5 protein-coding genes are annotated in these 14702 nt (G+C 46.9%); all 5 read left to right on the top strand.

From position 1 onward, the window contains the following. Positions 1–8: 8 nt before the first annotated feature. From BC643_RS17330 to BC643_RS17310, 5 genes are read left to right on the top strand one after another with little or no spacing between them, the layout of a single operon-like run. A complete protein-coding gene (locus BC643_RS17330; protein WP_120274529.1) occupies positions 9–3524 on the top strand; it encodes a baseplate J/gp47 family protein in 3516 nt (1171 codons plus the stop codon). Positions 3525–3535: 11 nt separating this feature from the next. Then, positions 3536–8515, top strand: a complete 4980-nt coding sequence (locus BC643_RS17325) for a hypothetical protein (protein ID WP_120274528.1) — start codon at positions 3536–3538, stop codon at positions 8513–8515. 11 nt (positions 8516–8526) lie between these two features. Further along, a complete protein-coding gene (locus BC643_RS17320) occupies positions 8527–11694 on the top strand; it encodes an Ig-like domain-containing protein (protein WP_120274527.1) in 3168 nt (1055 codons plus the stop codon). A 10-nt stretch (positions 11695–11704) separates the two neighbouring features. Further along, positions 11705–13345: a contractile injection system tape measure protein gene (locus tag BC643_RS17315; RefSeq protein WP_120274526.1), complete on the top strand. Its 1641-nt coding sequence runs from the start codon at positions 11705–11707 to the stop codon at positions 13343–13345. After that, entirely contained in the window at positions 13339–14694 is a 1356-nt protein-coding gene (locus BC643_RS17310; RefSeq protein WP_120274525.1) for an ATP-binding protein, read from the top strand. The genes BC643_RS17315 and BC643_RS17310 overlap by 7 nt, the downstream gene beginning before the upstream one ends. The last annotated feature ends 8 nt before the right edge of the window (positions 14695–14702 follow it).

The raw sequence follows: 14702 nt of genomic DNA, 5'->3' as shown, positions 1-14702 counted from the left end.
GCGAAATCATGGCGATCAATTGCAATTCAAAAAATCCACTGCAGCGCGACGGCACCAGCCAAACGCAACGAGTTTTGAAAACCTTGTTGCCCGGTTATGTTGCTGTTGACGAGCGGAGCATGGACGATTTGAAAGCTTTTGCCAAAGAATTTGCCCGCGAGATTTCCTATTTTAATTTGAACAACACTAAAGATGGCGACTGGTTTGGTTTCTTCGACCAAAATATTAATTCTGAAAGTCAGCACAATTCGCCGCATTTTGCGCTTTTTACTGCTTTTCTCAAACTCTTCAAATACGCGCAGGACGATATCAACAAGATTACGAAGAAACACCTCGATTTTTATTACCGCGATGTTTTGCACCTGACGGAAAAGCCGGAGGTACCCGACCAGGTTTACCTCATTTTTGAGCTAGCCAAACATGTTTCAACCCATTTGCTAGAGAAGGGCACTGCGTTTAAAGCGGGTAAAGATGAACTTGGTAAGAACGTCGTTTATGAGCTGGAAAATGAAAGTTCGCTAAACAGGGCAACCATCGCGGACGTCAAAGCACTGTTCTTCAATAAATATGATCTTTTCTCCGGCCTGACACCAAATCCGGGAAACGACTATCGTTTTTACTTGTCGCCTCAAGCGAAATCGGAAGATGGCAAAGGAGCGGAGATTACCAACGACGATCAGAGCTGGCGAACCTTTGGCGGAATTCAGTTTCCTGATATCAATTCGGGAACTGACGCTGCGACCGTGGCTGATCGCGATTTAGCCGAAATCGGCTTTGCAATCGCTTCTCCAAACTTATTTTTAGGCGAAGGCGAACGAATTGTAACGATCTATTTGAATTTTTCGAGTTCGCCGACTTTGTTGAATGGATTGACAAACGACATGCTTTACGATGCGTTCCGGCTGAAATTCAGTGGTGAGGAAAAATGGATCGAACCGATTTGGGAACACGCCGAGCCCGGAATGCTCGATCCGATTGTGGAAATGCGCATCCTCGATTTTTTGAACAATGCGAAAACAGCGGCAGACATTGCAGGTGTTGAGCCCGTTGAAGGTCCCGTTTTTGATGATCCCACAACCGGTTTTGGCGACAATACCCGCGACTACGATATCGGCATGACTGTTGCCGCGCGCATCATTTCGGAACGTAATAAGTTGCCCGGCAAGAGATTTCGAACCCTCGATCAGGTGAAAGCCGTGAAATACGTCGGCTCGGACAAGATCAATGACCTGATTTACAGTTTCGGTGATCCGGTTCACAGCACGAAAGTCGATAAACTAAAAAAACGCATCATTATCAAGCGAACGATCACCAAAGATCAGGAAGCAATAGTGGCGTACAACGGGGAAGTGTTGCTCGACCCGATTCAAACGAAATGGCCTGTGGTCAAGGTGATTTTGAACCCGGCCAGCAAAGGAAATCCGTTTATTTATAAATTTCTGAAAGACCTGAAAATCGGAAGTGTTGATCTGGTCGCTGATGTTCGGGAAGTTAAAAATCTGATTATCCAGAATGACCAGTCGGTGCTCGATCCGGGCAAACCGTTCCAGCCTTTTGGCAACCGTCCGATAATCGGATCGAACTTTTACATCGGCAGTTGGGAAGTCTTTCAGAAATCGCTGAATCAATTGACGCTCCATATCAAGTGGTCGGGATTACCGGATTTGAGTAACGGCTTCACCGGGCATTATGCCAATTACTATCCCAATTCGCCAGCCCGCACAAATTCATCATTCCGGGCCGAAACCTATCTTCAGGACAAGAAGAGCTGGAAGTCTATTACGCCGGTTTATGATACCCTGTTTTCGGCTGGTCCGGGCTCCAAATTGAAAGAAGATCATGAGATCAATTTTTCGAACGATGAACCGGCTGATGAAGCACCGACCAGTGTGCTTGCCTCGGTGGAGCGGGACGAGGGTATGAAGCCATTTGATGAATTCAATCAAAACAGCCGAAAGGGTTTTCTTCGACTCAGCTTGAAAGGAACCGACTTTGGGCACAAAGAATATCCCACTGCCTACACCAAACGGGTGTTGGTGGCGCTAAATCCGCCGTCTACGGAGCCTCCGACCGATTACACCGATCAACTTCCCAAGGAGCCGTACACGCCAGAGATTGAAGAACTGTCGCTGAACTATGTTTCCGGGGAAAAGATCAAGACGCAGAAGCTCTCAGCAGAAGAATATGAAGATCGGGTGGAGCAGTTTTTCCACATTCATGCTATGGGAGTCGTAGAGGTAAAAACGTCAGCTTCATCCAATTATTTGCTGCCTCAATATGCAAACGAAGGTGAATTGTACCTCGGGCTGAAAGACCTGAACCCGCCACAGAATCTGGCCATTTTATTTCAGGTTTCTGAGGGGACATCTGATCCTGATCTTGCGCCGCCAGAGGTAAAATGGAGTTACCTGGCTTGCAACGAGTGGAAGCCTTTTCCGCAGCAGAACATTCTTTCAGATACCACAAAAGGGCTGATTACGACTGGCGTGGTGAAGTTCAGCATGCCGTCGGAGGCCTGCACCAAAAATACGATTTTACCAACAGGGCTTCACTGGATTCGGGCGTCGGTGACTGCCGATTCGTTTGGTATTCCGCAGCTGATTGATGTGAAGTGTCAGGCCGCGAAAGTTGTTTTTGCCAACAATAGTAACGATCCGAATTATTTGAGCAAGCCATTGCCCGGGAAGACGATCTCCAAAATGCTGGTTGCCGATTCAGCTATCAAGAAGATTGATCAGCCTTTCACCTCCTTTGGTGGAAAGGTTAAGGAAGCGAGTAACGATTTTTATACCCGTGTCAGCGAGCGGCTGAGACACAAGAACCGGTCGATTACCATCTGGGACTACGAACGGATCATTTTGCAGAACTTCCCGTCGGTTTATAAAGTGAAGTGTTTAAATCACACGCGTTTTGAAGGTACCTACACCAGTATCAATGAAGCTTCACCCAGGCATGTCAGCCTCATTGTCGTTTCCAATGTTCGGAATAAAAATGCGGTCAATCCGCTGAAGCCGCGCACCAGTTTGGTGACGCTTTCCGACATTGACGAACTCATCGGTTCGTTGCGTTCACCGTTCATCCGAGTGCATGTGCACAACCCGATTTTCGAGGAAGTGAAAGTGACGTTCAAAGTGAAGTTTCAGCCGGGTATCGATCTTGGAATTTACCAGGTTAAGCTGGAGGAGGCCATCATCAAATACCTTTCGCCTTGGGCATTCGAAAGTGGATCAGACATTGTGTTTGGCGGAAAAATTCACAAGTCAGTGATCCTGAATTTTGTGGAAGAACAGTCGTACGTGGACTACATCACCTGTTTCGAAATGTTTCACATCGTTCCTGACGACCCAATCAATGATCCGACGCTGGATGTGGACGAGGCTGTTGCTTCAACTTCCGCTTCAGTATTAGTTTCCTCAGTAAGCCATCTAATTACAGTTATTGAGGCGGAAGGTGCCTGTGAATGCCCCAATAACGAAATTATAACCAATAAAATAGCCGCATCGGACGATTGTCCGTGCAATTAATATAAACTTGAATGTCAGAACCAATTACCATATCACGGAAAACACCGGAATCGAAAAGTCTGCAATACGATTTTTTGAGGGAAGAAGGAATTCAGTACATTCAAAAACTGGCCGGGAAAATATGGACCGACTACAATATTCACGATCCCGGCGTCACAATCCTCGAGGTGTTGTGTTATGCGATAACCGAACTGGGTTACCGTGCCGGCTATCCGGTTCAGGATTTACTGGCTGCAGATTCATCCGTTCCGGATGACATTCGAAATTTTTTCACCGCCCGCGAAATACTTCCAAACTCGCCGGTTACCGTTAACGACTATCGAAAGCTGATGATTGATGTCGATGTTTACGATCCGGAGAATGAAACTTGTCTGCATGTTGGGGTGAAAAATGCCTGGATTGAAGAAGCGCCTCGGAATGAAATCCCGGTCTACGTGCATCAAAAAGAGAGTGCGCTGCACTACGATCCTGATCCGCTTTACGTTCCCAAACCGGACGAGACCGAACAGCCGCCTCTTGAAATCGGTATCCTTTACGATATTTTGTTGGAATTTGAGAGCTGCGATGCTTTTGGCGATCTGAACGAGAATTTACTCAGCCGGGATTTGACGATTGAAGAGCATTTGCCGGATACGAACCTGAACGGCCTGTCGATTCGGATTGCCGTAGAATTTCCACCTTGGGATAACGACGCGATTGATTGGGATGATCCGCTAAGCGTCAGATCGCATGTGCAGAATCTGAAACTGACGTTCATAAACCTGCCGTTGGGTTACGCGATCGGCTACGAATTAGTCAACAAGGTGGTGAGGTTGAACGGGTCGATAACGACTGCTTCGGATGTAGTGGACATTCCCGGGCTTCTGGACATCGCGACTCAAATCAACGATTTCGTGTATTACAGTTCCGAAAGCATGTTGATTTTTTACCGGCAGAAGGTGGCCAAGATTCTCGAAATCATCGACGAGGTGAAAGCACGTTTGCACGCCAACCGGAATCTGTGTGAAGATTTTTACAGATTGAATGCATTGAAGGTTGAAAAGATTGCAGTGTGTGCTGATATTGAGTTGGGAACGGAAACCAATGTTGAAGAATTTCAAGCGAAAATGTTTCACGAGATCGCGAAGTTTTTATCGCCAACAGTTCATTTTTATGAGCTCAACGAAATGCTTGAAAAATGCAAAATCCGGCATGAATACCGCATCCTGGAAACCAACACGGAACAACGCTATTTCAGAATCGAAGGAAATCCGGATGAATTCCTAAAAAGTGGCGACAAGATTTCAATTTCCGGTTCCCGAAGCAACGATGGCGATTACATGGTTAAATCAATTTCATTCGACGAAAGTGCGGGAAAGACAAAGATTTCGGTGAATGAAGAAGTGCCGTCGGCTTTGTTAACCGAGGGAGAACAGCTTTACTTTTATACAACTGATGAAGCCAAATGTCTGACGGCTGACCAAATCTTTGAAGGACCGGCCCTTGAGCATGGTTTTATCGATAATGCGGAGTTGGAGCTGGCCGACCGGCGGAAGGTGATTCACGTCTCCGATCTCATTCAGATCATCATGGACATTCCCGGTGTCGTGTCAGTTCGGTCCATTCAAATCGCCAATATTCCGTTAGATAATGAAGACGGCAGTATCATTTCTAAAAGTGTGAAATGGTGTTTGCAGCTGGCGTTCGAGCAAAATTATGTGCCCCGTCTGAGCGTCGCGGATTCAAAAATAACCTACTACAAAAATCAGTTGCCGTTCCGAGCCTCTGCCAGCAAAGTTGAAAGACGGATGGATGAATTGGAAAATGCAGAGCCTGTCGCAAAACAGTTTAACCAGGTATTCGATTTTGAAGTTCCCAAAGGCAAGTACCGGGAAGTGGACAGCTACGAAAGCATTCAAAATGAATTTCCGTTGATTTACGGAATAGGCGAAGAAGGTATTGCAACGCACGCCAGTGATATGGATGCAAGGAATCGACGCGAAGCACAGGCCTTGCATTTGAAAGGTTACCTGATGATTTTCGATCAGTTGCTGGCGAATTATTTCTCGCAGCTTGCGCATGTCAAGGATTTGTTTTCGATGAACGCCGAGCGCGATGAGATTGGAAATTACATCATCGATCGTACCTATTATACACAGCCACTATTTGATTTGGTGCCAAATGCTGATGCGCTTTACATTGACAAAGACGGGCATGAGGTGACATTAAACCAAATTGCCGAAGACGAGCAGCTTTTTCTTCGCCGGAAAAACAAATTTCTGGATCACCTAATCGGGCGCTTTGCCGAAAGTTTTACGGATTACGCCTTGCTCACCATGAAATTGTCGGGCGAGTTGGTGGGGCAGGATGAGCTGATTTCCGACAAACTGGAATTTCTGAATGCCTACCCGCAAATCAGTTCGCGGCGAGGTACCGGATTTAATTACGAGGATCGCTGTGGCATTTGGAGTCCTGAGAATATCTCGGGATTGCGGCGGCGGGCTTCTTTTCTGGTTGGGATTGATGAGGCGGATTCGGATGATTTGTTTTTCAGTTCCAATTTCGAAATTGTTCCCGTTGGTGATGCCTGGCAAATCCAGGTTTCCGACAGCGTGCCGACAATTCTACTCAAAAGCAATGAGCTGTTTGAAGTGGAAGATGACGCGAAGCTGGCACTTGAACACCTGATCGTTCAGGGGCTCTTCCGGGAGAATTACCGGATTGCGACTGAAGACGAAGTGAATTATTATTTTGCATTGGACTGTGGTGCAGAATCGTCGGGAATAAGCGTAAAAAATGATTACCCCGATGATGATCCCGCCGGGCTTGCCGAACAGGATATTGAAAAGTTGATCGGGATTTTTGAAAATGAGTACTTCAATAACCCGCAATCGAACCGGAACAACCTGGTTTGCCCGATCCCGAATTATTTGGAATATGATATTCAGGTAGACATGGTTCCGGATCCACCGGTGGCAACGATTAGCTATCAACTGTACAGCGCGCCTCTGAGCTACGATCCGGCAGATCTCGTTCTTTCGGGCGAATATCCGTTCGAGGGAAGTCCCAAGTCGCAGGTGGATATCATTTCGGTGGATACTGTGGCGAAGAAAATCATCATTGATGGGAATATTGCCGCGAAGCTGAATGGCGGTGACAGTTTAGTTGTGGAAAACTCTCAGGACAACGATGGCGCCTACACGGTGCAACTGGCAGCAGACGTTGGCGGAACCACTGAGATCGTGGTTGATGAGGCCATTCCTTCGGCCAATGTTCCTCTGGGTGAGTTGCTCTATAACAACGAAACCGAAGCCGAGATGGAGGCAAAGGCAGAAGCGTCGCGGCACGCGATCTTTTGGCAATTGATTTACCGGGCTTCGAGGTCGGGGAGCTACTATTTTAGCAGCGATAGTGGTGCCTATCGTTTCCGGATTGGTGGTAGCTCGGGCAAGGATTTGGCAGAAAGTGAAGATGCCGATTTCAATGATATTTTGGCTGACGAGATCGCCAATCTTCCGTCAGTAACAATTCATGTTCAGAATTCAACTGCAAACAATGGCATTTATGCGGTTGCAGGTGCCACGGCAAACGGGCCGGATGTGGAGGTAACGCTTGGTAGCGCTTTACCCACCAATCAAGCGAATGGCGATTTAGTGATTGCCGAATCGTTCGCGTTCAGCAGCGACAAGTCGGAGAATACGTTCATTGTTTCGTTCGACTTCATCGGAATTTTATATGCAGGAGACCAAATTGCAGTTTCCGGTTCCGATAGTGTTGATGGTACCTACACGATCTATTCCGTCGCATTTGATGGCTCCGAAACCCAACTCGTGGTTGAGGAATCAGTTCCGGCTGATGATAACACCGGTACCATGTCGTATTCAAAGTCATTTAAAATTAACAAAGTAGACGGCAACACTATCACAATTAAAGGCGGCTACGAATTGAAGGCGGTTGATCTTTTTGTGGATTTCATCAGGAGTGTGTTCTTCAGCCACGAGGGGATGCACGTGTTGGAGCATGTTCTGCTTCGGCCCAAAGTGAAGGGGCTCCATTTTGTGGATGCCGATGAAGAAACGCTGACTGAGGGATTGACCGATAACGGGTCCCTTTTCTTCCCCAAAACATTGCCCATTTACTCGGCAAGCTCGGCGACGAAGCTGTTCCGGGTTGAAGGAAATATCTCCGGTGAACTGGATGCTTCCGATTCAACGATTGTTTCCAGCGAGTTTACGATCAGCGAGACCGGCGGGAACGATGGAAAATACAACGTTAAGGGACTACAATACAATGGCGGAACTGATCGCACGCAGCTGAAAACAGCGGAAGAAATTCCGGTTGACATTCCTTTTTCCGATTCGTATGGCAAATTGACCTACATGAAAGGAACGCCAATAGTTTCTGTTTCTGCCGCTTCGCTGTTGATAACCATCAACGATCCGGAGTCAGTTGAGTTGAAAGCCGGCGATCTGGTTGAAGTTCGCGGATCAACTGATGGAGTGAACGATGGGCGCTACCTCGTGGATGATTTGACTGATTTGGGAACACACCAGGAATTGGTGATTAGCCGGGTTGAGGCGGAAGTTGAAGACAAGTTGCTGGCGATTGTACTGGATGACGATAAGTGCGAGGCCTGCCAGATTCAGGATCCCTACACTTGTGTGGCGAGTGTCATTTTGCCTCACTGGCAGGGACGCTTTGATAACAAGGACTTCCGGCGCTTCTTCGAACGTCAGATTCGGCTGGAGGCACCCGCCCATGTTTTCCTTTCAATTTGCTGGATCAGCTGTGAGCAAATGGAAGCTTTCGAAACCAACTACAAACGCTGGCTGCTCGAAAACGCCCGAAAGGTGAAAGACTTCGGCAAGCTTTCAGCGGCGCAACGCCAGTTGGTTGAGACCCTGAATACCCTCAGAAATATATATCCGACAGGAACACTCTATGATTGTACGGTAGACGAGACGCTCGAAAACGCCATTATTTTGGATAATTCGGTTTTAGGTAACGCTTAAAAAACAGAACGATGAGTACGATTATCAATACATATCCGGTATTTGAAAGTAACCAGGTGCTGACCAGCAAGCAGATGAACAGTTTAGTGGGCTACCTGGAGCAGCAAACGAGGTTGACCAGAGCCAGATTGATCGGAATGGGCGTGGTTTGCGGGCTGAATGTGAGCTACGATTCGACGGCCAATGAATTGACAGTCTCGAAAGGAACGGCCATCACATCCGAAGGTTTTCTGATTGCATTGGGCGATTGCGTTACCGTTAAATACCGGCCGTACCAACTGCCGCCGACAACCATTTACGAACCTTTTGTTGATGCGTCGAACAAGCAGGATGTTGAGCTTTTCGAGCTGTTGACAGATGAAGCTGATGACGGACCGGAAGTCGTTCTGCTGAATGACGAGACTTTTTTAGCGAATAAGGTTGTGTTGCTTTTTGTCGAGATTTTTGACAAAGACCTGAAATCCTGCCTGGGCAAAAGTTGTGATGAGTTGGGCAAAGAACGTAACCTGACAATCAGGAAGCTGCTGATCAGTACAGCCGATTTGCAAAAAGTTTGGGATCGCACCAACACCGGGAAATTGGATGCCGTTTTCCCTGAAAAATATGAGCTGCCAAACATCAATTTACCTCGTGTTTTGTTCGACTCGGGCGCAGCAAACTCTTCCGATTACATGGAATTTTCGAAGCAGTACGCTGATGCTGTACTTGCTGTATTCGATCCGTTGATGGAGGCACTTGCGGAGACTTATAATATCTACCGGCCATTACTCCTGAATTCGTATGACGAGCAAAATCCCTTCGAAACAAATCCGCTGCAGGATAAAATCGGTGCCATCCACAATTTCCTGGAAGATGCCGATCCGACTTACAATGATTATCTCGGTGTTCAGTATGTCTACGATTTGTTCCTCGATCTGATTTTGGCTTACCGGGAGTTCAAAAGTGCCGCCTTCGATTTGATGTCGGAATGTACACCGGATATGTCGCGCTTTCCGAAACACGTGATGATCGGGCGCGCGTTGGGCGATGACAGTTCGCTTTGCGAGCAGTCGGAATACCGTCATCATTTTGTACAGCCACCGATTTACAATAACCAAAAACAGTTGCTGAAGAAAACCGTCAGCCTGCACAATCGCATGGTACTGATGCTCGAGTCTTTTGATATCGCCCGAATCAACGGTCTGGGAAAAATCTCGTATCCGATCCGAATTACGCCAAGTTTGGAGAAACGCAGTTCGTTGAGCAGTCGCTCGGTTCCCTGGTACTACGATCTGAATGTGGAAAGTTTCTATCCGGCCTTAGGTGGCTTGATGGACTATTGGAATTTTGATGTGAGCCGAAAATGCCCGTTTGAAGAAGATGGTTTGGTGTTGAATTATGAGGATCAGTCGGCTGACCAAAGTGTGCGGGAAAGCAAACTTTTTACCCCGCTTTACTACGATTTGCAGGATTACTCGTTTTTCAGGATTGAAGGCTACATCAACAAAAGTGTCACCGATGCGATCAGTACGATTACGGAACTGAAGAAGCAATTCAATCTGCCTTTCGACTTGATTTCGTTGCAGTTGGATGCCACGGCCGGGAAGCTGGCCCTGGATTACAGTTGCGGTTTCGAGGATTTACAGGAAGAGTACCGCTTTGCGCGTTTCGGATTGTGCAGCGTCATTCGCGATTTGGAAGTGCTTTACAAATATGTGGAGCAAAATCAGGACAGTTTGTTCGATGGTGATAATAATGGGGAAGCGAAGGAAATTCTGCAGCACATCAAAGAATTGCTGGACATGTTGCTGCGACTCTGTGACGTTCTGACCGAATGCTTGGAGGATTTTGATTTTGAGAAGTTTCGGGATACTTACAAGAAGATCTTGCAATACATCATCGACTTTTTCCTGGTTGATCAGGATTTGCTGAATGAAATTTCGATCAAAAAAGGCGATGAAAAGGAACAAATCCCGCTGATAAATGGAATGATTCAACGCTTGTTCCCTTTAGCGCACAAGTTCGTTGATTTGCTGTTCTTCCTGAAATTCTACCGAATCTACTATGCCTTTAAACGGCGAGAGTTCTATTTGCAAAAAGAGACACAAGTCTTTTCCGGATTCATTCAGAAACATCCCGGAGTCGAGCACCAGGCAGGCGTTCGCAAGGGCGGAACGTTCATTCTGGTGTATCGGAATTCGGAAGATAACAGTGTCATCGCCGATTTCACGTTGCCGTACATCTGTTGCGGAAAGGACAATTGTGTTCCGATGTGCGACGACGGTAGTTTTATTCAGAATCTGAAACCATTTGCCCGTCCGGATTATGCGGTTACAACGATTGGAATTCCGGTTGATATTGATGTTTCGATCAACGATTACCAACTAGGCAAAGACGAGTTTGTGATCGAAGCTGAAAAAACATCTGAATTTGGTGGAGAAATCAGCCAAAACTCAGAATCGGGGCCTTTGACCTACCAACCGAAAGAAGAGTTTTCAGGTGTAGATACGTTCAGCTACACGATAACCAACAAGACTAATGGACTGTCGGACAAAGCCAAAGTGACGATTCGGGTGAAGAGCCCCGATTCAGAATCGCAGGCTTGCTATACCATTCCTATTTTGCAGTGCTGGGGAATTGAGTTTGTTCAGGACGCACTGAAGCGAAGAGACATAAAAGTTAGTGATGGCGACGATATTTTCCAATTGCTGTTGGATAGTCTTCGATCGACAGCTGGGTTTACCGAGGACGAGATTCGCGGAGGAACGCTGGAAGGCAATGAAGCCAGGACAAGATTGGTGAACTGCCTGGGGCTCCCGACTACTCCGAATACGACTTACGATGAACGCGGTCAACTAATTTTAGAATACCAGAAAGCGAATTGCGGCGGTGCACAGGCTGCTACCACCGAATGCTTTGGCCGCGACATCCTGTTGAAATGGGGTACTGAGCGGGTAATGCGCTTCCTGGCTATGATCATTCTCGATCCCGGGCAAGACCCGATTGCAACCTTGCTTGCCTACCTGAAAAGTAATCGGGGTTTCAGCCCGCAGGAGATGGATTTCCTGGTACGGATGGAATGGATTTTCCCGCTGCTTCAAATTATCACTCCCGACATTTCCGGAGATTTGATGGATGCAACAGACATGAAGGAAATACTGGCCAACTACCAGGCACAGCATTGTTTTGGAAGCAACTAAAAATTAGTAGATGGGCACACAAAAACATATCATCAATCGCGAGATTCTGGAAGTGACTGTTTCGGATCAAAGTCAGGCATTGGCTGTTCAGGATCGGGTGGCAAGCCTGGTGAAAGATAAAATCAATCCGGCACTGGAAAAGCTTTTTTCGTCTTTGGTCGAGTCAGATGAGACCGTACGGATTGATCAATTGGTGCTCGATTTGGGAGCGATTGAAGAAAAAGATCTGGAGCAAAAAATCGTTGATCAGGTTCTTCAGAAGGCTTCAGAAGCATTGAAAAAACAAATCAGATCTGGCGAGAATTTGGTAGTAAATAGAGATACGAGCAGGGCCGACAACACCAGGTCTGATGCTGTACGTCGGGTTTCGAAACAGGGCGACGCTTTGGAAACTTTTGTCTATTTCCTGAGAACCGGAAATTGGCCGTGGTGGCACCGAAAAGAAACAGGCAACGAGTTGTTGGCGCTTCTTCAACAGGTGTTGAAATTCGACCGGGAGGCCTTGCGGCAAGTATTAATTCCGGAAATGAAAACTACCGCTGTTCGTCGCCGTTTGATTTATCAATTGAATCATTCGCAGTTGATTGCTCTTTTGATTCGTTTGGATCCGAAGCTGGTAGAGCAGTTTCAACGAATGCTCAACGGCTTAGTTGCTGCAAATTCAACAGCTACTTTTCAAAAAGAGTTGAAGCTCCGTTCAACTGAAATTTTGCTTCAGGTCTTTGCAGTAGGTGGAGATCGTCAGGTGGAAGCGTCGGTAACTTCCGTTTTAAAGAATTTATTAGGCGAATGTTTACAGGGACTTTCTGAAGATCAGGCAAAAGACACGTTGGCGGATACATTGCAATACTCCATTCAAGCGTCGCCTACAGACTTTGTTCTTGCGTTGAAAAGGGCTGTTGTTGAGTTAATTACAGAACTGATTTCGGCGTATCGACGGAAGTTGGTTGAAGACTCGTCGGTTCCCAAAGAGTGGCGGGAGATTTTGGTCGATTTAATGAATTGGTTTGACGAAGCAGGAGTTGACGTCACACTAAAAGATTTGGAGCGCGTCAAGTTGATTTTATCAGAAGTTTATGATGGCCGAGTAATTGCAAATTCCAAGGCTGAAGTTGAGGGAAAAGTACCTCAGCGAAACTCGGAAAAGCAGACTGAATTTCCTATTTCGAATGCCGGTTTGGTGATTCTACATCCGTTTCTGCCTTTCTTTTTTAACGGCCTGAAATTACTGGATGAACACCAGCAGTTTTTGAGTTTGAAACACGCACAAAAGGCTGTTCATCTGCTACAGTTCATTGTTTCGGGGCTGGAGGAAACGCCCGAATTTGAGTTATCGCTGAATAAAATGCTTTGTGGACTGGATAAGTCAGAGCCAATTCCATCAAGAGTTGAGTTCAGCGCTGGCGAAAAAGAGGAATGTCTGCATCTGATCAAAACCGTTTTGGAGCGGTGGTCGGCATTGAAAACGCAAAATCCGGACGCGCTTCGTGAGACTTTTTTGAAACGGGAAGGAATTCTGAAGCAAAGCGGGCAGGGCCGGAGTTTGCTGGTTGAACGGAACACCTTTGATGTGATGCTGGAAAAACTCCCGTGGGGAATCTCAATCATCAAACTGCCGTGGAACGAACAAATACTTCATGTTGAATGGTAGACCAAAAAAAAATAGCATCCAATGCCGCTGATATTGAGCGTGAAATTGCCTGGTTTAGGGAGATTCTTCGAACACGCTCGCTTTTGAATGTACAAAAGGAAACGAAATACAGCAGCGTTTACGAGATCGAGCCACCGTACCATAATGGCAGTGTTTCATCTTTCGCAGCGTTTGTCAAAAAGAATCAGTTCGATTTTGAGGAACGGTTTTTACTGGCTTTGGCTCTGGTTCCCCATGTAAAGCCGGAGTTGCTTGATCTCTTTTTGGTGAAAAATGAGAATACCAACCAGGTTTACACCGAATTCGGGGGAAAAGCGGGGAAGAATCACAATGGCTTTATCCCGACCGGTGAAACGGCGATGTTTATTTTGGCAGGAAACGATTTGAGCAAGCGGTTTTCGTTGCAACGCTGCTTTGACGGGCTGCATCGTTTCAGCCGCGAAAACATTCTTTGGCTCGAAGAGATTGGCAAAGATGAGCCTGCGTTGAGTGGTGCGATCAATATTTCGCAGGAAGTGCTTGATTTGTTTACGCTGGGTGAAGCCCGAAAGCCAAATTTCAGCCCGGAGTTCCCGGCCAAGCTGCTCACCACAAAGATGGAATGGGCCGACCTGATTTTGAGTCATGATGTGATGACCCAGATTGAGGAAATTGAAACCTGGATCAACCACCAGCACACCCTGATGGGCGAATGGGAAATGGATCGGATTCTGAAACCCGGCTACAAAAGTTTGTTTCACGGGCCGTCCGGGACCGGTAAAACTACGGCGGCGGCACTCATTGGGAAGAAAACCGGGCGCGATGTTTACCGGATCGACTTGTCTCAAATGGTGTCGAAATACATTGGCGAAACGGAAAAGAACCTCTCGAAAGTTTTTGACCGGGCTGAGAACAAAGAATGGATTCTGTTTTTCGACGAGGCAGACGCCTTGTTTGGTAAACGCACAGACACCCGCGATTCGCACGATCGCTTTGCGAACCAGCAGGTCTCGTATTTGCTGCAACGAATCGAGGATTTTAATGGCCTGGTTATTTTGGCTTCAAACCTAAAAGGTAACATCGACGAAGCTTTCATCCGTCGCTTCCAGTCGATTATCCAGTTTCCCATGCCAAGCACGGAAGAGCGGCGACAAATCTGGCAAAACAGCTTCCCCAAAGCGGTTAGGCTCGAGTCTGAAATTGACATCAATGAAATCGCCCGGAAATACGAGATTTCGGGTGGTGCCATTATCAACATTATTCAACATTGCAGCCTGCGGGCATTGGCCCGCGGAACGAACGAGATCCGACAAGCGGACATGATCGAAGGAATACGAAGGGAATACCACAAAAACCGAAGAACACTTTAAACGACAAG

The organism is Mangrovibacterium diazotrophicum (genome assembly GCF_003610535.1).
Lineage (GTDB): Bacteria > Bacteroidota > Bacteroidia > Bacteroidales > Prolixibacteraceae > Mangrovibacterium > Mangrovibacterium diazotrophicum.
This window is presented reverse-complemented; position numbering and strand designations above follow the sequence as displayed.